The organism is Nocardia sp. NPDC020380 (assembly GCF_044386975.1).
Classification (GTDB): domain Bacteria; phylum Actinomycetota; class Actinomycetes; order Mycobacteriales; family Mycobacteriaceae; genus Nocardia.
The window spans coordinates 47524-68531 of sequence record NZ_JBIRVQ010000020.1 but is presented as its reverse complement, the minus strand read 5'-3'; the positions used below and the strand labels follow the sequence as shown (position 1 = coordinate 68531).

18 protein-coding genes are annotated in these 21008 nt (G+C 66.2%); 5 read left to right on the top strand and 13 right to left on the bottom strand.

Annotation, left to right across the window (positions count from 1 at the left end; all coding sequences use genetic code 11):
- Positions 1 to 300: 300 nt before the first annotated feature.
- Together ACH438_RS40470 and ACH438_RS40465 are read right to left on the bottom strand one after the other, a co-directional pair.
- Positions 301 to 1704, bottom strand: a complete 1404-nt coding sequence (locus ACH438_RS40470) for a lipase family protein (RefSeq protein ID WP_397015460.1) — start codon at positions 1702 to 1704, stop codon at positions 301 to 303.
- Positions 1705 to 1720: 16 nt separating this feature from the next.
- A complete protein-coding gene (locus tag ACH438_RS40465) occupies positions 1721 to 2947 on the bottom strand; it encodes a CocE/NonD family hydrolase (protein WP_397015458.1) in 1227 nt (408 codons plus the stop codon).
- Positions 2948 to 2980: 33 nt separating this feature from the next.
- Between ACH438_RS40465 and ACH438_RS40460 the strand changes: the two genes are divergently transcribed.
- Positions 2981 to 3994: an AraC family transcriptional regulator gene (locus ACH438_RS40460; protein ID WP_397015456.1), complete on the top strand. Its 1014-nt coding sequence runs from the start codon at positions 2981 to 2983 to the stop codon at positions 3992 to 3994.
- 169 nt (positions 3995 to 4163) lie between these two features.
- On the opposite strand, the gene ACH438_RS40455 is transcribed toward ACH438_RS40460, so the two are convergent.
- The 4 genes from ACH438_RS40455 to ACH438_RS40440 form a co-directional block, all read right to left on the bottom strand.
- Positions 4164 to 4724, bottom strand: a complete 561-nt coding sequence (locus ACH438_RS40455; protein ID WP_397015454.1) for a GNAT family N-acetyltransferase — start codon at positions 4722 to 4724, stop codon at positions 4164 to 4166.
- A 134-nt stretch (positions 4725 to 4858) separates the two neighbouring features.
- Complete coding sequence (locus tag ACH438_RS40450) at positions 4859 to 5377, bottom strand: hypothetical protein (protein WP_397015452.1); 519 nt, start codon at positions 5375 to 5377, stop codon at positions 4859 to 4861.
- Between the two features lie 165 nt (positions 5378 to 5542).
- Entirely contained in the window at positions 5543 to 6436 is an 894-nt protein-coding gene (locus tag ACH438_RS40445; RefSeq protein ID WP_397015450.1) for a phosphotransferase enzyme family protein, read from the bottom strand.
- A complete protein-coding gene (locus ACH438_RS40440; protein ID WP_397015448.1) occupies positions 6433 to 7773 on the bottom strand; it encodes a helix-turn-helix transcriptional regulator in 1341 nt (446 codons plus the stop codon). The genes ACH438_RS40445 and ACH438_RS40440 overlap by 4 nt, the downstream gene beginning before the upstream one ends.
- 376 nt (positions 7774 to 8149) lie before the next feature.
- On the opposite strand from ACH438_RS40440, the gene ACH438_RS40435 reads away from it, so the two are divergent.
- The 3 genes from ACH438_RS40435 (at position 8150) to ACH438_RS40425 (ending at position 9800) form a co-directional block, all read left to right on the top strand.
- Positions 8150 to 8467: a hypothetical protein gene (locus ACH438_RS40435; RefSeq protein ID WP_397015446.1), complete on the top strand. Its 318-nt coding sequence runs from the start codon at positions 8150 to 8152 to the stop codon at positions 8465 to 8467.
- A 55-nt stretch (positions 8468 to 8522) separates the two neighbouring features.
- Positions 8523 to 8906, top strand: a complete 384-nt coding sequence (locus ACH438_RS40430; RefSeq protein ID WP_397015444.1) for a hypothetical protein — start codon at positions 8523 to 8525, stop codon at positions 8904 to 8906.
- 495 nt (positions 8907 to 9401) lie between these two features.
- Positions 9402 to 9800, top strand: a complete 399-nt coding sequence (locus ACH438_RS40425; RefSeq protein ID WP_397015442.1) for a hypothetical protein — start codon at positions 9402 to 9404, stop codon at positions 9798 to 9800.
- A gap of 293 nt (positions 9801 to 10093) precedes the next feature.
- Here the strand turns inward: ACH438_RS40425 and ACH438_RS40420 are convergent, their stop codons facing one another.
- The 4 genes from ACH438_RS40420 to ACH438_RS40405 form a co-directional block, all read right to left on the bottom strand.
- Positions 10094 to 10900 (bottom strand): fumarylacetoacetate hydrolase family protein, encoded by an 807-nt coding sequence (locus ACH438_RS40420; RefSeq protein WP_397015440.1) that lies wholly within the window; start codon positions 10898 to 10900, stop codon positions 10094 to 10096.
- A gap of 12 nt (positions 10901 to 10912) precedes the next feature.
- Positions 10913 to 13870, bottom strand: coding sequence for an FAD-binding and (Fe-S)-binding domain-containing protein (locus tag ACH438_RS40415; protein WP_397015438.1), 2958 nt, complete (start codon positions 13868 to 13870; stop codon positions 10913 to 10915).
- A 67-nt stretch (positions 13871 to 13937) separates the two neighbouring features.
- A complete protein-coding gene (locus ACH438_RS40410; protein WP_397015437.1) occupies positions 13938 to 15278 on the bottom strand; it encodes an MFS transporter in 1341 nt (446 codons plus the stop codon).
- A gap of 15 nt (positions 15279 to 15293) precedes the next feature.
- The gene (locus ACH438_RS40405) at positions 15294 to 16460 is read right to left on the bottom strand and encodes a pyridoxal-phosphate-dependent aminotransferase family protein (protein ID WP_397015436.1); all 1167 of its coding nucleotides are present in this window, start codon (positions 16458 to 16460) and stop codon (positions 15294 to 15296) included.
- Positions 16461 to 16552: 92 nt separating this feature from the next.
- On the opposite strand from ACH438_RS40405, the gene ACH438_RS40400 reads away from it, so the two are divergent.
- A complete protein-coding gene (locus ACH438_RS40400; RefSeq protein ID WP_397015434.1) occupies positions 16553 to 17290 on the top strand; it encodes an IclR family transcriptional regulator in 738 nt (245 codons plus the stop codon).
- A gap of 37 nt (positions 17291 to 17327) precedes the next feature.
- On the opposite strand, the gene gcl is transcribed toward ACH438_RS40400, so the two are convergent.
- Genes gcl through ACH438_RS40385 form a run of 3 tightly spaced genes read right to left on the bottom strand, consistent with a single transcriptional unit; the run spans position 17328 to position 20855 of the window.
- Complete coding sequence (gene gcl, locus ACH438_RS40395) at positions 17328 to 19103, bottom strand: glyoxylate carboligase (RefSeq protein ID WP_397015432.1); 1776 nt, start codon at positions 19101 to 19103, stop codon at positions 17328 to 17330.
- A 2-nt stretch (positions 19104 to 19105) separates the two neighbouring features.
- On the bottom strand, positions 19106 to 19996 hold the full coding sequence (locus tag ACH438_RS40390; RefSeq protein ID WP_397015430.1) for a 2-hydroxy-3-oxopropionate reductase: 891 nt from the start codon (positions 19994 to 19996) through the stop codon (positions 19106 to 19108).
- A 34-nt stretch (positions 19997 to 20030) separates the two neighbouring features.
- The gene (locus ACH438_RS40385) at positions 20031 to 20855 is read right to left on the bottom strand and encodes a hydroxypyruvate isomerase family protein (RefSeq protein ID WP_397015428.1); all 825 of its coding nucleotides are present in this window, start codon (positions 20853 to 20855) and stop codon (positions 20031 to 20033) included.
- Between the last annotated feature and the right edge of the window lie 153 nt (positions 20856 to 21008).

Sequence of the window (21008 nt, the reverse complement as noted above, 5' to 3'; positions counted from 1 at the left end):
CGCCAGCGTGCGCGGTCGTGAGTCAGTATCTCCCAGTCGAAGTGACGTGCGACAGCGACACAATGAGCCGCCACATAGTCGACGCTCTCGCTCGCGGCCAAAACATCGGCCAACTCGCTGGTCTCCGACAGCGTGGACAACCCAGCGAAGGCGACGGCAGCTGATCGGGAGATCCGGCTCGCTGTTCCAGTGCTCGCTTTGAGCGCTGCCAAGGCAAGCTTGAACGAGGAGCAGCGCGAGGGGCTCGACGCTGTGATCGACAATGTCGCTGCAGTTCGGGAGGGATGGGCCGGCGGGAAGTCATTGCCCGAGGGCCTGGCTCAGTAAGGCGCGGGACAAGCTTTGGGTGAGTTGGGGGAGCTGGGTGGGCCACGCGGCGTCGGTGAAGGTGGAGGGGACGGTGGTGGTTGTGCAGGTGGGGGGATTCGGGTGGTCGGAGGTCATGGCGCGGTCGAGCCAGGTGAAGGTGTCGGCGACGCTGGCGAGGGCTTCGATGCTGTGGTCGCTGATCAGGTCGGGCATGGCGTCGCGGACGTAGGTGACCGAGGCGCCGGTGGCGCAGTAGCGGGATACCAGGTTGTCGACTGCTTGGATCGGGCTGACCTCGTCGTTCACTGCGTTCACGATGTAGAGGGGTGTTGTGGGGGTGGCGGTTCCGCGCATTCGGGCGGCGATCACCGCGTGGATTACTGGGTCTGCGAGTACCTGATCGAGGGGGACCGTCAATAGATCGGACGTGGTGAGGAACAGGTTCTTCGATACGGTCGCGTTGACGCATTCGCGGCCGGCGGCGGCTAGGACCTCGTGCGCGCCCGGTTTGAGGTAGCGGTCGAGGGCGGCGGAGAACTCCGGGGAGTCCTTCATGAGGGCGGCGACGCCTACGGCGATCAGGCCGCCCGAAACGCGGCCGCTGACCGAATGCATCGCGGCGGCCAGATCCGGTACCGGGGCACCGAGCGCCGCGCCGACGATATTCAGTTCCGGGGCGTAGGACGGTTGCATTTCGGCGGCCCAGCTGGTTCCGACGCCGCCGCCGGAGTAGCCGGTCAGGGCGGTGCGGGTGGCGGTTCCGTCCAGGCCGAGGGGGGTGAAGTTCTCGGCGGCGCGGATGCCGTCCAGCACCGTGTAACCCATGACGCGGGGGGTGAGGAATCGGTTGTCGATGCCGCCGGGATCCGGTATCGATACGGCCCAGCCGCGATCCAGCGCGACGGCGGCCTGCAGTGCTTCGGTCGGTGGCGGTGAGGCGGGGTCGCCGGCAGTGAGTTCGTAGGAGGGCATGCAGTTGCGCTGGATGGAGTCGTAGGCCGCCTGCACCGAGAGCAGGGGGCGGGGTCCGGGTTTGCCGTCGGGAATCATGACCGTGGTGACCGCGGCGTAGGGGTTTCCATCGGCATCGGTGGTGCGGTAGAGCAGCTGCCAGGCGCTCACCGCCAGGGGCACCGACGGCAGGACGTCGGCGCGCACCGGGCGGCTGGCGAGAATGGTTCCCGGCGTGGTGGATTCGTATCCCGCGGGCGGATCGTAGAAGGTGTCGCCCGGATCGGACTGTGCCGCAATGGAATCGGTGGCCGGATCGGCCGAGGCAGCCGGTAGCGCGGCCGGGCCGCAGGTTCCGGCCAGTACTAGGGCGCCGGACAGTGCCGACAACCGGACGAGAGAGGACAGCAGACGCGGGCGGGTGGCGGTGTGTCGATTCTTCATCGTTCTTCCTGGTGGTTCACGGGATGTCGGCGCTCAGCGGGATGTTCACCCAGCTGGGCTCGGCCGGATCCAAGCGCAGGTGCTGGGGCGCCAACTTACTGTCGACCAGAATCGGCATGGGCGGCAGGCCTTTCGGGAAGTTGCTCGCGTAGACGTCGACGCGCAGGCGGTGCCCGGGTTGCAGCACAGCGTCGGTGGGGTCGATCGCGATATCGAGCACCAGGGGCTGACCTGGCGTCACGGTCTGCCGCTTGTCGATATCGATGTCGTAGACGGGCCTGGTGTAGTCGCCGTTGTCCGACTTCGTGCTCCTGGATTCGTCGATCTGACGCAATGAGGCGACGAGTTGCCCGGAGCTGATCTCACGCGATCGGCCGTCGGGGAACACATCGTTCACGGTGACGACCCAGTACCCGTCGGGTTGGTCGAGCACGGTGTTCAAGTGCGCGTTGATGGCGCCGGAGACCGTGGTCGCCTGCGTGACAGGGCCGCTGGTGAAGCTGAGGCCGTTGTTCTCCCAGATCCGTGAATCCTCGCCGCACGCCATGACGATCGACGGGACACCCGCGAGGATGCGCGCCGTGTCACGAGAGCAGATGCTGAGGACGCCCGGCGCGACGGTGAGATCGTTCACCGCGCCCTGCCGCGGCGTGCCCGAAAGTCCGCCGTCGTAGAGCGAATTCGCGGTGCCGGAGCGCTCGTCGTTCAGATACATACGGCGGTAGCCGTTTCCGCCCTGCGGGAAGGTGTCCGAGGCGACCCATCCGCCGCCCTGCTGCTTCATCGTGAGCGGGCTGTAATGGTCGATCCCGTTGTCGATTCCCTTGAGCCACTTGTCGAACCACGCGCGCTGCAGCACATCCAACCGCGGCGGCATCCCCGGATCGCCGAATCCCTTGATGCCCGCGCCGGCGTGGAAGCCCTCGCCGACGACCAGCTTCTTCCGGTCCGCGGTCTGCGGCATGGCCCGGTAGGTGTCGGTGGGTGTGCTGCCGAACAGGTCCCACCAGCCGCTGACCATGAAGCTCGGCGCGGTGACGTTCTCGCTGTCGGCCTTCAGGCCTTTGCGCAGATCGGAGCCGGGATCGAGGAGATCGTGGGTCTCGGGAGTGAACTGGCCGGTGTTCATCGCGGTATAGGCGTTGGCGACGACGTCGACCATCGTCAACGGGTCGGCGAGCCTGTCCTGCAACCACTTCAACTGCTGTCCGGGATCGAACTTGCCCGCGATGATCGACTCCACATCCGGGGCGAATTTGGCCGCGATTATCCGGACTTGGTCGACGAGCTGGGCGGTGACGGCGCGGCCCTACTCGGCCGTTTCGGCATCACCCCCGCCGCGCTCACCAACGACGACGCGATCATCCCCGCGGAGTCGATCGGCTGGGTGCTGGAAGCCGCTGCGACCGAACTGAATTGCCCCGACTTCGACCTCCGGCTGGCCGCCCGGCAGGACATCGACGTGCTGGGGCCGCTGGCGGTCGCGGTGGCCAATGCCGCCACCATCGGCGATGCGCTGGAGTTCGCCGCACGCTTCGTGTTCACCCACAATGGGGGCATTTCGATCGGCTTGATCGACGACCCGGAAGGGCAGCCGGGCGTCATCGGCCTCGAATACCGGGACACGGCCGCGGCGACGGGCTTCGCGCAGGGTGTCGGCCTGTCTGCGGGCACGATTCACAAGACTCTGCGCCTGATAGCGGGCGAGGACTACGGCCTGCACTCGATCCACCTACCGCATCCACCGCGCGCGCCCGAACGGATCTATATCGAATATTTCGGCGCGCCAGTGGTTTTCGATTCGAAGTACACCGTCTTCCGGTTATCCGAGGACCTGCCCACGCGGCCCATCACCGGCAGCAACCAAACCCTGCGCACCATGTCGGTCGACTACCTGACCAGGAACTACTCCGACCTGGACCGGACCATGAGCGCTCGCGTCCGGGTGGCGATCGAACAGCTGATCACCACCGCCAAACCCGATATCGGCACGGTGGCGCGCATGCTGATCATGCATGAGCGCACCCTGCAACGCGCCCTGGCCGCCGAGGGCACCACCTTCAACGAGGTCCTCGACATCACCCGGCGCGACACCGTCTACCGCCTGCTGCGCGAAACCGACCTCCCGATGAGCCAGATCACCACCCTCGCCGGCCTCCGCGAACAATCCGCGCTGACCCGCGTGGTCCGCCGCTGGTTCGGCACCACCCCGCAGCAGATCCGCAATTCCGCCCGGGCACAACATGGTTCGCGCACCGGCATCGATATCCGACCGGTCCCCCGCAGTTAGCTACCTACCACACAGACTCGGGTCCATTCAGCTATCCGCCTGCCGGTTCGAGGTGGGCCCAGATCAAGGGGCAGGGCGAGCGTTTTCAGATCCTGGACGACGCGGGTGGTCTCGCGAGTACTCCACCGCCGTACAGATTCCCGAAGCGCAGACACACGCACCGCCAACCTCATTCGGGTGCGCGAACTCCACGGTTCAGCAGCGGTTTGTGATAGATCATGAAGTCACAGGGGGTGGCCAGGAGCGGGGCCAAGTGCGGATAGTCCTCTTCGAGAGCGCCGCGGCGGACGACGCGATAGCCGATGCGGGTGTACCACTCGTCGAGGAACTTCTTCGCCGGATGGGTCCAGTCTCTCGGGACGAGAAGTTCCAATTGCATAGTGTGCGCACCGTTTTCAGCGCTGTGCCGTTCCGCGAACCGGACCAGCTCGCGCCCGATACCGGTACCACGCCGACCGGGTGCGGCGACCAGCATCCCGAACTCACCGAGCCCGTCGCCCAGTCGCTGAATCCGCACCGAGCCCACAAGCTGCCCGTCCGGATCGCGAGCCACCGCGATCTCACCCGCCGCAACAAGATCGGCCATCTCCTCGTGTGTGGTGCGGGCGGCGCCGTCCACCCATATCCCCGCCTCGGCGTCCTCGTACACCTGATTGATCAGCGCGGTAGATTCAGCAACCAGTCGGTCGTCGTAAGCCGCTGCGCACGGAAGCATTTCGAGATGAGCCAAGGCATTCTCCTCATAGGCGGCGGTATCGCCGCTCGGATATCACACTGAACCGGAAACCGGCCGCACACTAGAACGAGCACGCCAACCGGATCGAACATTTCCGCCGAAAACACACGGTCGTCGGAACGCGAGGGTCAAGCTGCGAGCTTTCCCAGTGCGTGTTCGGAGCCTGATTCGGCTTGGTATATCCACAGCTGTAGGTCGGGATGATCGGGAAGGGTCAGCACGTGCTGGTGCAGGGTGAGCCGACCTACCAGCGGATGGTGAAAAAGTTTGATGGCGCTGCCTTTTCGGTGAACGTCGTGCCGAGCCCACATCCGTCGGAATTCGTCGCTGCGCAGCGACAACTCCTCGATCAGTTCGATCATCTGCGGCGCGTGGGGTTGGGGGCCGGCGGCGGCCCGCAATGTCGCGACGGTGCACTGGGCGAGTTGGTCGGGGTCTTCGACGAAGCGGGTCACCGCATCGTCGAGGAAGGCCATTCGCGCCAGGTTGTCCCGCAGAGGTAGTCCGTCGTAGAGGGCATCGGCGAGGGTGTTGCGGGCGGTGACCTCCAGCCAGGGGGTGACGAGCATCGCCGGGGTACTGATCTGCGGTAGCAGGGTGGCCAATGTGCGGTCGGTGTTCCCGACATCCCGCTGCGCTTTCTGCACCAGAAGGCTGGGAGCGGCGAGAGTGCGCAGATAAGTGTGAGCGTCGTGGTGAGGATGCTCCGTGCGACCGCCGTAACCATCTGTCCAGCATCCCGGGGGCTCAGCCCTCGTTGGTTGTCCCTCAATTTGGCAAGGCGGCGGGGCTCGCAGCGTCTCAAACGACACTCAGAGTGCTCGCCAGGTCCAGGGCTTCGGTTCCAGTCCACGGAGACACGCGATGCGATGCTCGGCTTCGGTCGCGGCCGATTGCCGCGTGTCCGATCGACCGAGCGCGAAGGCGACCCACCGGAACTCTTGGATGTCGGCAAGGACCCGGTAGCCCGGCCAGCAGGTCACGTCGTAGCCGCCGTAGGCATCGACGAAACCCTGGTACTGGTCGTCGGTGATCCGGCGGAAGTCGGTGTGGTCGACCGCAAGTTGAACGAGATCCCATTCGCGCCAACCAATGGATACCTTGTCGAGGTCGAGGACTATGGGCTCACCGGAGGGTGGCACCACCAGATTTCCTTGCCAGGCGTCGCCGTGGATGACGCATGGCTGCGATGGCTCGTCCAGCTCGTCATACCGCTGACGTAGCCGTGCGTACTGCTCCAAGAGCCAACAGCGGTCGGCTTCGGTGATCGTGGCTGCGGACTCGACGGCTTCTCGCACTCCGTCGAATGGCGCGTATACCGGAAGCGGGAAGTCGATCGGGGGCGTCAGCGCGTGCAACTGGCGGAGCATTCTGCCCAGCTCTGCGGGGGTGGATGGCCGATGATTCGGGATCAGAGTCCACCAGGTCACCGGCCGTTCGTCCACCAACGTCGGTTGTGGAATCGAGTTCACTGCCTCGACGGTCGCGATCCCATTTCTGTTGAGCCACTGCGAGATACGCAGTTCTCGCTGTGCCGTCGGATAGCTGTGCGACTTGCCGATCCGCGCCACGATGCCGTTAGGCAACTCGAAGATCGCGTGCGAGCCGTCGCGGACGGTCACCGCTCCCTGGGCATCAACGTTGCTGAGTTTCGCTGCCCGGGTCAGCACTTCGGCGGCGCTGGCCTGCTGCCTCGACTGGTTCATGAGGTTGCCGCCTCGGACATCTCAGCGTCGTCGGTAAGTACGCTGTACAGTCCGTTGACCTCGGGGATGGCTAGGTGTTTGATCGAGGCGCGAGACAGCACCTGCAATTCATCGCGAATACGTTGGGAGTGAAGGGTTTTCGCTTGGCTCGCTGCTTGCATTCCGAGCTTGGCCGCTTCCTTGGGGTCGCCTATCCGCATGGTCAGCGTGGCCAATCGCGTGAGCGAGAAGGTTCGTGACCGGGGGTAGCTTTGGCTCTGCCGTCGGATGGCCTGGCCGATCCGTGGCGCGGCCAACTCCATTTGGTTTCGCACCAGCGCGACCGGGATGAGTGCCTTACCGGTGCTGCCCAAGTGCTCGGCTTCGTCGTAGTAGCACATCCAGGGCGGATCTTCGCCGGGCGTGCTGTCGGCGAAATAGTCATCTGACCGTGCGACCTCGGCCAGCGTTTCGTCAGTGCGCCCGAGTGCGGCGAGGAACTGTGCGCGGAGCGCGCTGAGCATGGCGCGGGTGGTGGCTGAGAGTCGGTCGGAGCGAACTTGGGCGAGTTCGATGAGCGACAGGGCGTTGTCCGCGCCGCTGGTGTAGGCCGTCATTCGGGCCATGTCGGCGAGCGTGCTCGCTCGTAGTTCCCACGATCCGGCGGCGTCTGCGCACCAGAGAGCGAATCGGGAGTGCTGGTCTGCGGTGGCGAAGTCTGCGATATCGAAGGCGGCAAATGCTGCGACGCCACTCAGGTTGCCGACCGCTTCGAACAATGCCCGGCGCGTGTCGGGCGCGGCCCTTCCTCGCACGAGCGGTGCGAACGCGTAAAGCTGTTGACTGGCAGCAGTATTGGCAGATCCGCCGCCGTGAAGGTTCTCCGCGGTCGCGGCACGCCGAGTGGCTTCTTTCACCTGCTCAACGTCGGACCAGGCCACGGCTCCGGCGCACCCCGGCTCAGGTACGTACCCGGCGGGCACGGACTCGAGGTTGAACGGGCTGAACACGTTGGCGGTGAGCGGCTTACCGGGCTCGTCCGTGGTGGCGAGCGAGGTTGCGGCAGTACGCCGCCTCGCCTGCCGATCGCCGTCCGCCTGGGCACGGAGGGCGACAAGCGCACCGTTTGCCTCTAGCGCATTGTCGATTGCGGAAATGACCTCGGGCGAAGGGAGATTGGAGTCTTCCCACTCCGTCATGGTGACGTACTGCCGCGAGTAACCGATCATCGACGCCAGCGCACGCTGAGATATGTCCGCTTCTTTCCGAAGGCGTTTGACCTCGCGTGCCAGTTGATCAGCAACCGTTGGCGGTCGCCGGTCGGGTTCGATCGTCGGGTCACTCTCACCCCTGGTCATGGCTTCATTCTGGTCTACCGCACGGGTATGGCAAGTCCACTTTCGTAGCGACTTGCCATCTTTCTTGCCTGGCCAACGCCGGGGTTTGCTCGTTGTGAACGCGCCGCGAACCGCGCGGCTCGCACCCAGTCGACCAGGGGGAACCGTGGCTGACCAGCCCCACGATCCGCCGGACCAGGCGGAGGAACCCGCGCCGGGTACACGGTTGTTCCGGTTCCCCGGCGGGGTGTTCGAACTCCAGGCCAACGGAGACGAGCCCGAAGACTACGACGGGTTCTATCTCCAGTTCCAAGACTTCTACGCACTCGACGGACATCACGATAGAGGGTCTGTAATGCGTTACAAGCCAACATGTTTGGGATATATCCGGACCGACGTGTCCGGAGTAGCCCAACTCTGGGATCAGACTCAAATCCGCAAACTCGCAACACGTTTGGGCTACGACTTCGCCGACATGGTGGTCTATGACCCCCGCTTCGGGCGGCCCCCGTTGGCGCGGCTGAAAGCGCAAGCGACCCGGTTGGACGCGGAAGCGGTCATAGTCCCCAGTCCCGAGCACTTCGAGGGCGCAGAAATACCCGGGACGCTGGTGCAGCAACTCGACGTGATCACCGTGACCCCGGAGGAGACCTACGCCCGGCGCATGATGCCGCCCCTTCGAGACCTCCCGCCCGCTCGCGCGGACGGCGCGTAGGCGAGCGGACCGCCCCTGAAAGCCATTCCGATGCTCGGGACCCGAAAGGGGGTGGTTGATCGACGTAGTGATTCAGGATAAACCGATGGCGTTGTTCCGCAACGCATTTCGCGATGAACCCTCGGCCGACCGCAACCGTGCCGAGGGGTTCTGCGTCCCAGAGGGGATGGGTCCCAGTCCACCGGCGATGGATTGGGACCACACCCTGATTCACACCGATAAAGGGATTTCAGACTCGGGGGTTGTCGTGTCCGTGCTGGTCGAGTTCGCTGCATTGGCGCTGTCGTGCGTGGCGGTCGTGGTCGCTGTGGGGTGGGGCGTCGACGACCCATCAATGACCACCCCGCCCTACGAATCGTCGCTGATCACCGACGGGCACGCCTTTCATCGCGTCCCGGTCGCCAACCTGCACCGCCTGCACGGGCGACATCGCGCATAAGTTCGGCCGCACTCCCAGCCGCACCCCGTAGGGGCACCTGCCTTGCACAGGTGCCCCTACGGGGTGCGCGGCGTGCGTTCGAGGTCAGCGCTCGTGGCGCTACCGGTCTCCCAGGTCGAGAGCGTATTTCGCTACGCCGTGTCGAAACAGACACCCCTGGTGGCCCATTACTGGGGCATGAGGGAAGAGAACGCGGATTCGCGACCGGAGTGGAGGCGGTGATCGACCATTCCGGCCATTGCTCTGGCACGGGTGTCGCAAATCGCGGATGTGAAGGCAACTGGGTGAACGGCAAGCCTGCCCATTCAGGAAGGGCACGGCAGGGTGAATGCCGTCATCAACCCGAAGGATCCGACAAAGGCAGTCTGTACGTGCCGGGGTGGCTTCTACGACGGTCTGGACGTGTACGGGTCGCACGTGATCCAGGTCGACAAGACTCCTTATCCGGTCACGTGCACGGGGCTCGAAATCGGGCCGAGTGCTTAGGCTGTTGCTATGACGAGCGAACACGACGAATGTCGGGTGACGGTCGACGGGGTTGCCCCCGCAGTGGTCCGCCTCCTGCGAGACGCGGCCGGCATTGCGGCAGACCACGGCCGTAATTGGGTTGGCATCGAGGATGTTTACGCCGCCTTGGCTTCTGGCGATTCAGCCCCGCTGTGGTGGCCGCGTGAGGGCAGAGAACCGATTACTCGGGGCCGGCCGGGCGGCATCCTGTCCACGGAGCTGGAGGGCGAAACCGTGAAACTGTCGTACGCACAGTTCCGAGATCTCCTGACGGAATGGGTGCCGGGCCCGACACCGAACATCGGCCCGGCAGCACCGGCAACGGTCACCTATGAGCTGTCCGGCCCGCACGAGGCGGAGTTCCGGCAGATGCTCGACCGGACATAACCGAGAGACGGGTTCGGGGACACAAGTTCCCGAACCCGTTGTACCCGTTCTGGTACAAGTCGATCACGGTCGACGATTGTGTATGTGGGTCGATCCTGTTGAAGCCGCTGGCGATCTACCTGACTGCACTGCGTCCATCAGTCGGTTGAGGGTCTGATCGACGGTCTCGTCGCGGTTGGCGAACTCGGCCAGCCGTTCACACGTGGCCGGGAGAGCCGACAAGGTTGTCTTGCCACGCTTCGGGTCATTCCCGTCGACTGTCATGCGCAGAGAATATTCCGCTCGATCGGCAGCTACGAGACGCTTTCGCCACCTATCAGGGCGGTCGAACTCAGGGAGCTGGGGGCTATGTGTTGGTCTACGACGGTGTTGCGGAGGGTGCCTATGCCTGAGATCTCTACTTCGACGAAGTCGCCGGGGGACATCGGGCCGACGCCGGCGGGGCTGCCGGTGAGGAGGATGTCGCCGGGCTGGAGGGTGATCCAGCGGGTGATGTAGGCGAGCAACTCCGCGACATCGAACACCATGTCCGAGGTCGATTCCTTTTGCACCACTTTGTTGTTCAGGCGGGTGGTTATCTGGAGCGTGGCCGGGTCGGCGACCGTGGTTTCTATCCAAGGGCCGAGGGGACAGAAGGTGTCGGCGGACTTGGCGCGGGTCCATTGGCCGTCGGCTCGCCAGTCGTGGGCGGTGACGTCGTTGGCGCAGGTGTAGCCGAGGATGTAGTCGGCGGCTCGGGCGGCGGGGACCGAGCGGGCGGTGCGGCCTACCACCACTGCCAGTTCGCCCTCGTATTCGAGGCGGGTCACTTCGGCCGGGCGGAGGATCACCGAGTTGGGAGCGCTCACCGCATTGGGGCTCTTCAGGAAGAACGACGGGTGATCCGGGTGGGGCATGCCCTTCTCGGCGAGCTGGCCCGCGTAGTTGGCGGCCGCGCAGACGATGGTGCGGGGCTCGCAGGGCGGTAGCAGGGCCAGGCCCGAGACCGGGCCGACCAGATCGCCGGGTTCGGTACTGCCGGTGGGTAATTCGTAGACGTCGTCGCCGATGACGACTCCGCGTCCGGCTGGTCCGACGCGGGAGTAGCGGACGATTCGCATTCGTGGCTCCTTTTACTGTTCGGCGGGGGCGAGGGCGGCGCGCACCAATTCGACCGGGTGCCAGGCGGTTCGGCCGGCGCCGTGGAAGATCTGCTGGCGGCAGGAGACGCCGGTGGCGGCGACGATGGTTTCCCGGGGTTCGGCGGCGAGGGCGGGGAAGAGGCGGTCGCCGCCCACGGTCATGGACATCTCGTAGTGTTCGGCTTCGAAGCCGAAGGAGCCGGCCATGCCGCAGCAGCCGGAGTTGATCTCCTCGACTTCGACGCCGGGGATGCGGCGCAGCAAGGCCATGGTGGCGGCGGTGCCGACTTCGGCCTTCTGGTGGCAGTGGCCGTGGTAGACGATGCGGCGGCCGGAGAGGGCGGAGTCGTCGCGCAGCCGCAGCCGGCCCGCGTCGATGGCCTCGATGAGCAGCTCCTCCACCTGCCGCACCCGGGCCGCGACCTCGTGCACCCATTCCGAATCCGACAGCAGGGCGGTGTGCTCGTCACGCAGGGTGAACAGGCAGGACGGCTCGCAGCCGACGATCGGCGACCCGGGTTCGGTGTTCAGCGCGAGCGATTCGATCAGCCCGGACGCCTTCTCCTTCGCATCGTCGAGCAGCCCCTTGGACAGGCTCGACCGCCCGCAGCAGCCGCCGCTCGCGAGCTCGACCCGCCAGCCCGCACGCTCCAGCAGTTCGATGGCCGCCTGCCCGATATGCGGTTCGGTGAAGGTGGTGAACGAATCGGCGAGCCAGTTCACGGTGCCGAACGGCGTGGGGCCCAAGGGCACAGCCTGCTGGTGCCGCCGGAACCAGCGCAGCAGGTTGACCCGGGTGAAGACGGGCAGCGGGCGCGCCGCGGTGATGCCGACCCGCTTCTCCATGATGCGGCGCAGGAAACCGATGCGGCCCGGCAGATTCGAGATCGGCGCGGTCGCCGACCCCAGCCGGTTCAGCGTCCGGATCGAACCGAAAATTCTGGAGCGGAAAGGGATTCCGTGAATCTCGTGGTGATGCGACAGCGTCTCCGCCTTGAGCGCCGCCATGTCCACGCTCATCGGGCATTCGTTCTTGCACGCCTTGCACATCAGGCACAGGTCGAGGATCTCGTGCAGTCGTTCCCCGCCCAGCGCCGCATGCGGATCCGGTTCGGACAGCGCCTTCACCAGCGCATTGGCCCGCCCGCGGGTGGCGTGCTCCTCGTTCAAGGTGGCCTGATACGACGGGCACATGACCCCGGACCCGGCCTTGCGGCACAGTCCGATATTCATGCATCGGTCGGCCGCGCCGCGCATGCCGCCGACCACTTCGAAGTTCAGCTTGGTCTGTAGCAGTGGCGCCGGCGGCAGCATGTCGCGATCGCGCAGATTCTCGGTCATGGACGGCGCGTCGACGATCTTGCCCGGGTTCATGATGTTGCCGGGATCGAAGAGCCGCTTCACCTTTCGCATGGCCTCGTACAGTTCGGGCCCGAAGATCTCGCGGTTGAATTCGCTGCGTGCCAGCCCGTCGCCGTGTTCGCTGGAGTTCACGCCGCCGTATTCGGCCACCAGATCCTTGACCGCCTCGGCCACGGCCCGCATCTTGGCGACTTCGTCGGGTTTGGTGAGGTCGACGAACGGCCGGATGTGCAGGCAGCCGACCGAGCAGTGTCCGTAGAATCCGGCCTCCATCTGATGGTCGTCGAGAATCTGCTTGAACCGCTTGGTGTATTCGGCGAGATGCACGGGATCCACCGCGGTGTCCTCGACGAAGGCGAGCGGCCGCCGTGTGCCCTCCCCCGCCGCCATGAGCAGCCCGAGGCTGGACTTGCGCACCTTCAGCAGCGCCGTCTGATCGGCGGACGTCACCGCGCGCAGGGTGTGATAGCCGTGCCCGTTCTGCTTCCAGAGTCGTTCCAGCCGATCGAGTTCCGCGACCAGCGCCGCCTCGTCGTCTCCGCTGAAGGACACGAACAGCAGCGCACCGGGATCGCCGACGAGGATCTCCCCGAGCGAGGCGTACTCGATCTGCTTGCGCGACAGTTCGAGAATGGTCCGGTCCATCAACTCGACCTGCGCCGGTTCGCAACTGAGCGCATCGGTGGTGGCGGCAATCGCGCTGGGCGTGTCGTGGAAGTGCCCGACCGCGTACACGGTCCGGGCCGGCTTGGGCACCAGGGACACCAGCGCATGGGTGACCACCAGCAGCGTCCCCTCCGCGCCCACCACGAACTTGGCCAGATCGAACGGTTTCCGATGCCCGAACCCCGCGAGCCGGTCCAGCCGATACCCGCCGGCCCGCCGCCAGAAGATCGGCATCCCGGCCTCGATGGCCTGCTCGTTGTCCCGCACCAGCTGCGGAAGTTCCTGGTAGATCCGCCCTTCCAGCGACTGCTCGGCGGACCGCACGAGCCGCTCGGCCTCGTCGACGGATTCCAGCCGGGCGCGCGAACCATCGGAAAGGATGACGTCCAGCGCCAGCACGTGATCGATGGTCATGCCGTAGGTCAGCGATCCGCTGCCCGCGGAATTGTTCCCGATCATGCCGCCGATGGTGGCCCGGTTACTGGTCGAGGTGTCGGGCCCGAACATGAGCCCGTGCACGCCCGCGGCCTTGTTGAGCTGATCCTGCACCACCCCGACCTCGACGAGCGCGGTGCGGGCGACCGGATCGAGTTCGAGGATCCGGTTCATGTGCCGCGACATGTCCAGCACCAGCCCGGGCCCGATGGTCTGCCCCGCGAGACTCGTCCCCGCCCCGCGCGCCACGATCGGAACACCCAGTGCCGCACAGGCTTCCACCGCCGCCGCGACATCCCCGGCGTGCCGGGGGAACGCGACGCCCAGCGGCATCATCGAGTACATGCTGGCGTCCCGGGAGAAGATGTGCCGGCTGTAGTCGTCGAAGGCGACATCGCCGTCCATGCTGGTGCGCAGCGCGCTCTCCAGCAGTGCGGCAAGTGTTTCCGGGTCGTCCACTTCGGTTTCGCTCAGGGAGAAGGTCATCACGAATCCTCTTCGAGTCGTTGGTTTTTCGCGGCGGCCGGGTGGTCGGCCGCCGCGGTGACCTGGATCAGGCCGGGGAGGGGTCGGACACGGGCCGTCCTGTCACCGTTTCCGGCTCGGCGACAAGAGTGGGATCGGTGGCCGCCCGCAACTGTTTTCGCAGGGTGAGCACGAGCAGCGCCGCGACGCCGAAGACGATTCCGAAGAACGCCTGGGTGAGCGCGTATCCGCCGCCGCTGACCTGGCTGAGCCAGCCGCCGACATAGGGCCCGACGAAGCTGCCGAGATTACCGACGCCGTTGATGAGCCCCATGCCCGCGCCGGCCGCGGCCACCGGCGTGAGTTTGGTGACGGTCGCCCAGAACGGCCCGTACCAGGCGATGGAGGCCGCCGTGCCGAGGATCAGGGCGATCAGCACCAGCCATTTCTGGTGTGCCGAAACGAAACTCGCGCCGACGAGGATGATGCAGGCGGAGCCGAGCACCAGCGACATGTGTTTGATGTGCCCGCCGCGTTTATCGGCGGAGCGGCCCACCAGGATGATGGCGGCGCCGGCCGCGATCTGCGGCAGAATGGCGACCAGACCCACCGAGAGATCGCTGTGGAACGCCTTCTTGAGCACGCTGGGCAGCCACAGCGTGAGCCCGAGCAGGCCCATCTGCGTGAGCGTGTAGATGAGCGCGAAGTGCCAGACGATCTTGCTGGTGAAGGCGGCCTTGAGGGTGCCGTGGTGTTCGAGCGGCTCGCCTTCTTCGAGCCGGGATCGTTCGATGTAGTCCCGTTCGGCCGCGGACAGCCATTTGGCCTTGGCGGGGGTGTCCCGCACGACGGCCAGCCACGCGATGAGCCCCACCACGAGCGGCCCGCCGCCCTGGATGATGAACATCCAGCGCCAGTCGAAGTAGGTCAGGATGACACCGGAGAAGGGTGCGGCCACGATCGCCGCGATGGGCGTGTACAGCTTGAATATCGCGAAGGCCCGGCCTCTTTCGGCGAACGGGAACCAGTTGCGGATGGTGGCCATGAGCGCGGGCTGCACCCCGCCCTCGGCGACGCCGAGGAGGAACCGGGCGAGGAGCAGCTGGCCGACGCTGTGGGTGAAGCCGGAGGCCATGGCGGCAATGCTCCACAGCACCATGAGAATCGCGATCCACTGTCTGGCGCTCCAGCGTTCGGCGATATAGCCGCCGGGAATCTGCAGGAGCAGATATCCCCAGAAGAAAATGCCGCTGGCCAGACCCTGCTGGGACTTGCTGAGATGCATATCGGTTTCGAGGTGCGGTAGCGCGAAACTGATATTGGTCCTGTCGACATAACAGATGACGTAAATGAATACGACGATCGGCAGGATGTATGTCCAGCGCTTCATTTCGGACAAGCGCCGGACCGGGGACGTCCGATCGGACATGGTGAATCCTTATTTTTAGGGTGCGCGCAGTACCTCGAGTGCGGCCTGCAGGCCGGCGGGATCGATGTCCACGCCCGCTAGTTCGAGCCCCATTTGGACGCCGGAGAGAGTTCCGGCCAGCGCCAGATCATTGAAATGGCCGAGGTGGCCGATGCGGAACACACGGCCGGCGAGCTTGCCGAGTCCGGTGCCCAGAGACATGTCGAAGCGGTCCAGGATGATGCGGCGCACCTTGTCGGCGTCGTGTTCCGCGCCGACGAGCACGGCGGTGAGGACGCCGGAGTATTCGCGCTCGTTGGCGCACAGCACCTCGAGCCCCCAGCCGCGGACGGCGGCGCGGGTGGCCTCGGCATGCCGCTGATGCCGGGCGAAGACGTTCGGCAGGCCCTCCTCATCGAGCATGATGAGGGCCTCGCGCAGCCCGTAGAGCAGGTTGGTGGCGGGCGTGTGCGGGTAGAAACCGCGCTCGTTGTCCCGCAGCATGGGCGCCCAATCCCAGTACGACTTGGGCATTGTCGCGTGCGCGGAGGCGGCGAGCGCCTTGTCGCTGATGGCATTGAAGCCCAGGCCGGGCGGCAGCATGAGCCCCTTCTGCGAGCAGCCGATGGTGACGTCCACGCCCCAGTCGTCGTGGCGGTAGTCGATGGAGCCGAGCGAGGAGATGGTGTCGACGAACAGCAGCGCGGGGTGGTCGGCCTCGTCGATGGCGGCGCGGATCTCCGGGATGCGGCTGGTGACGCCGGTGGAGGTTTCGTTGTGCACCACCATGACGGCCTTGATGCCGTGCTCGGTGTCGGCGGCGAGGTGTTCGGCGACGGCGGCCGGGTCGGCGCCGTGCCGCCAGTCGCCGGGCACGAATTCGACCGTCAGACCGAGCTTCAACGCCATATCTCGCCACAGGGTCGCGAAATGTCCTGTCTCGAAAGCCAATACGCGATCTCCGGGCGAGAGGGTATTGACGAGCGCGGCTTCCCAGGCGCCGGTGCCGGAACCGGCATAGATGACAACGGGATTGGCGGTGCCGAATACCGGTTTGACCCGCCGCAGCAGATCGAGCGTGAATTCGCCGAATTCGGGGCCGCGATGATCGATGGTGGGTTGTGCGATGGCGTGGAGCACGCGGTCCGGGACATTGGTGGGACCGGGAATCTGCAGAAAGTGTCGTCCGCTGTGGGCGGTCATCAGACTTGTTTCCATTCCGTGCCGTGAGGTGGCACACTGTTCCGTGAGAAGGTGCAGCAAGGTTAGGGATGTGTGACGAAGGAGTCAAGGCATTGCGAAATGTATTGAATACCTTGCGAGTATTGGAAGAAGTCGCCGCGCGGCAGCCGGTCGGCGTCGGCGAATTGGCCCGAATCCTGGACATGCCGAAGAGCAGCGTGCAGCGGGCGCTGGTGACCCTGGACGAGGCGGGCTGGATCCGGCCCGCGCGCGGCGAGATCACGCGCTGGGCACTGACCACGAAGGCCCTGGCCGTCGGCAGTCGCGCGGGTGGCGACCTGGGCCTGCGCGGCGCGGCGCTGCCGATCATGGAGGACCTGCGCCGGCGCACGGAGGAGACCATCCATCTGACGGTCCCCGAGGACGGCAAGATGGTGCTGATAGAGCGGCTGGAGACGGACAAGCCGGTGCGCACCAATATGGCGCTGGGGCATTCGCTGCCGCTGCACGCCTCCGCCAACGGGAAAGCCGTACTCGCGCACAGCAATCCCGAGGCGATCAGGCAGCTACTGACCGACGAACTCCCGCGTTATACGGACACCACGATCACCGATCCGGGCGAGCTGCGCGCCGAACTGGCCGACATCCGCAAGCGCGGGTACGCGGTCAATCGCGGGGAATGGCGTTCGGACGTGGGCGCGGTCGCCGCGGTGGTGCTGGGCGCGGACGAGCAGCCCATCGCCAGCCTGAGCGTGAACATTCCGTTCAGCCGGCTCACCGCGGAATCGGAGCCGGTTTTCGCCGAAGCGGTGAGCGCGGCCGCCGCCGCGCTCACCGCCCGGATGAGATGAGCCGCCCGCACCCGCGGACGGCTCGGAGCCGGAACCCTCAGTCCAGCAGGGCGATTGCGGTGGGCGCGTCGGCCGCGCTCACCGCGAGCTCCTCGAACTCGACGATATTGTCGATCTCGAGACCCATGGACACATTGGTCACCCGCTCGAGGATGCATTCGACGACCACCGGCACCCGGAACTCGGCGATCAGCTTCTTCGCCTCCTCCAGCGCGGCACCGATGCGGTCGGGCTCGAACACGCGAATCGCCTTGCAGCCCAGCCCTTCCGCCACCTTCAGGTGGTCGACGCCGTAGCCGTTGACCTCCGGGCTGTTGATGTTCTCGAAGTCCAGCTGCACGTAGTAGTCCATGCTGAACGCGCGCTGCGCCTGCCGGATCAGGCCCAGATACGAATTGTTCACCACCACATGGATATACGGGATGTTGAACTGCGCGCCGACGGCCAATTCCTCGATGAGGAACTGGAAGTCGTAGTCACCGGACAGCGCGACCACCGTCGAGTCCGGGTCCGCCGTCGCCACGCCGAGCGCGGCGGGCAGCGTCCAGCCCAGCGGCCCGGCCTGACCGGCATTGATCCAATGCCGCGGCCGGTACACGTGCAGGATCTGCGCGGCCTGGATCTGCGACAGGCCGATGGTGCTGACGTAGCGGACGTCCGGCCCGAAGGCCCGGTTCATCTCCTCGTACACGCGCTGCGGCTTGATGGGCACGTTCTCGAAGTGAGTCTTGCGCTGCCCCAACTGTTTCCGCGCCCGCACCTGCCCGGCCCACGTGCCGCGGTCCGGCAAGGTCCCCGCGGCCCGCTGCTCCTTCGCGACCTCGAGGAACACACGCAGTGCGGCCCCGGCGTCGGAGGTGATGCCGAAGTCGGGGGCGAACACCCGGCCGATCTGGGTCGGCTCGATATCGACGTGCACGAAAGTGCGGTCCTTGGTGTAGGTTTCGACGCCGCCGGTGTGGCGGTTCGCCCACCGGTTGCCGATACCCAGCACGAAATCCGATTCCAGCAGCGTCTCGTTGCCGTAGCGGTGCGAGGTCTGCAAACCGACCATGCCCGCGTGCAGCGGGTGATCGTCGGCGATGGTGCCCCAGCCCATCAGCGTGGGCACCACGGGAACCCCGGTCAGCTCGGCGAATTCGACGAGCAGCGCCGCGGCGTCGGCGTTCACGATGCCGCCACCGGCCACGATCAGCGGCCGCCGCGCCGCCGCCAGCATGGCCAGCGCCTTCTCGGCCTGCGCCCGGGTGGCCGCCGGGCGGTGCACCTCGAGCGGTTCGTAGGTGTCGATATCGAATTCGATCTCGGCCTGCTGCACATCGATCGGCAGATCGATCAGCACCGGCCCGGGACGGCCTTCCCGCATGAGCTGGAAGGCCTTCTGGAAGCTGCCCGGCACCTGCGCGGGCTCCAGCACGGTGACCGCCCACTTCGCGACGGGCGCGGCGATCGAGGCGATGTCGACCGCCTGGAAGTCCTCCTTGTGCAGCTTGGCCACCGGCGCCTGACCGGTGATGCACAGGATAGGAATGGAATCCGCACTGGCGGAATACAATCCGGTGATCATATCGGTGCCGGCCGGGCCCGAGGTGCCGATGCAGATGCCGATGTTTCCGGCCTTCGCGCGGGTGTAGCCCTCGGCCATGTGCGAGGCGGCTTCCACGTGCCGGGCCAGCACGTGCTTGATCCCGCCGTGCGCCCGCATCGCGCTGTAGAACGGGTTGATCGCGGCGCCGGGCAGGCCGAAAGCCTGGGTGGCGCCTTCTTTTTCGAGAATCAGGACCGCGGCATCGACCGCGCGCATCCGAGCCATGGTCAGTTCTCCTTCTTCGCGCGCCCACTCAGGCGCTCCACCCCGCGCAACAGGGCACTGTGATCGAGTCCGCCGTCGCCGTTCGCCTTGGCGGCGGCCATCAATTGCGCGACCAGCGCGCCGAGCGGGACGACGACACCGGCCTCACGCGCCGCGGCCGTCACGATCCCCAAATCCTTGTGGTGCAGGTCGATCCGGAAGCCGGGGGTGAAGGAGCGCGAGAGCATATTGCCCTGCTTCTGATCCAGCACCTTGGATCCCGCGAGTCCGCCGCCCAGCACACGCAGGGCCGCCTCGGTATCCACTCCGTACGCCTCGAGGAACACCACGGCCTCGGACAGGGCCTGGATATTGGCGGCGACGATGAGCTGATTGGCCGCCTTGACCGTCTGCCCGGAACCGCTGGGGCCCACGTGCACAACGGTTTTGCCGACCGTGCCGAGAATCGGCTGCGCTTCCGCGAAGTCCCCGGCGCTACCGCCGACCATGATCGACAGTGTGGCCGCGACCGCACCCGCCTCCCCGCCCGAGACGGGGGCGTCCAGCAGCCGGAAGCCGCGCCGCGCGGCCTGCTTGCCGAGCTCGACGGCGACATCCGGCCGGATGCTGGAGAAGTCGATGATCAGCGCGCCCGGCTGGGCGCTGTCGAACACCCCGCCCTCACCGGCCAGCACGTCCTGCACATCGGGTGAATCCGGCACCATGAGGCAGATGACCTCGGCGCCCTTGACCGCGTCCGCGATCGAGGCGGCGGCCCGCCCGCCCGCCGCGACCAGTGGCGCGGCCTTGGCCTCGGTGCGCGCGTAGGCGGTGACCTGATGTCCCGCCCGCGCCAGGTGAACGGCCATGGGACTACCCATGATCCCCAGGCCGATGAATGCGATGTCTGTCATGAGAAGTCCCTGAAATTCGTTGTGTGGCAGTGGATCAGGCGCCGAGCGCGCGACGCTCGCGCGGAAGCCGTTCGAGACTCTCGCCGGTGGTGCTCGACGGCTTGTACTCGAGCGCGACCCAGCCGCGGTATCCGCGCGCCTCGAGGTCCTCGACCTGCCGCTCGAGCGGCAGCTTGCCGGTGCCGGGTTCGCCGCGGCCGGGGCTGTCGGCGAGCTGTACGTGGGCGATGCGGCCGGTGTGCTCGGCGATCACCTTGTCGACGTCGTCGCCGTTGACCGCTAGGTGGTAGAGGTCCGCGAGCAGTCCGATGTTCTCGGCGCCGGAGAACTGCTGCACCCGGTCGATGACGGCGAGTACGTCGGCGGCGGTCTTCAGCGGGTAGCTGTCGATGCCGCTGACCGGTTCCACCAGGATCCGGCCGCCGATGCGCGCGACCGCCTCGGCCGCGAACGCGTAGTTCGCCACGGCCAGTTCGTCCTGCTGTTCCGGCGTGCTGTCCGGTTGCCGGTTGCCGTAGAGCACATTGAACTGCGGGCAGCCCAGTTGCTCGGCGATGCCGACGGTGACGGCGGTGCTGTCCTGGAATTCCTGTTCCCGGCCTACCCAGGAGGTGAGGCCGCGGTCGCCGGCGGGCATATCGCCGGCCGCGAAGTTGAGGCCCACCACGGCGACGCCGGCGTCCCGCACGGAGGCCACGAACTCGTCCACCTGCTCGTCGCCGGGGACCGAGGTATCGAACGGCCACCAGAATTCGACGGCCCGGAATCCGGCGCGGGCCGCGGCTCCGGCCCGCTCGAGCAGCGGCAGTTCCGTGAACAGGATCGAGCAGTTGACGGCGTACCGAAGCGAATGGCCCACGATTTCCTCCCATTTGTTTTCCACAATGCGGAAAAAGAATTCCCCTATGCGGAACATGCTAATTTCCCTGGTCAATACCAGTCAAGAGATAGGCAACCCGGCCGGTCGCCGCCGGCGAACATCACATCCGGCCATGGCCGGATGTGACAGTTA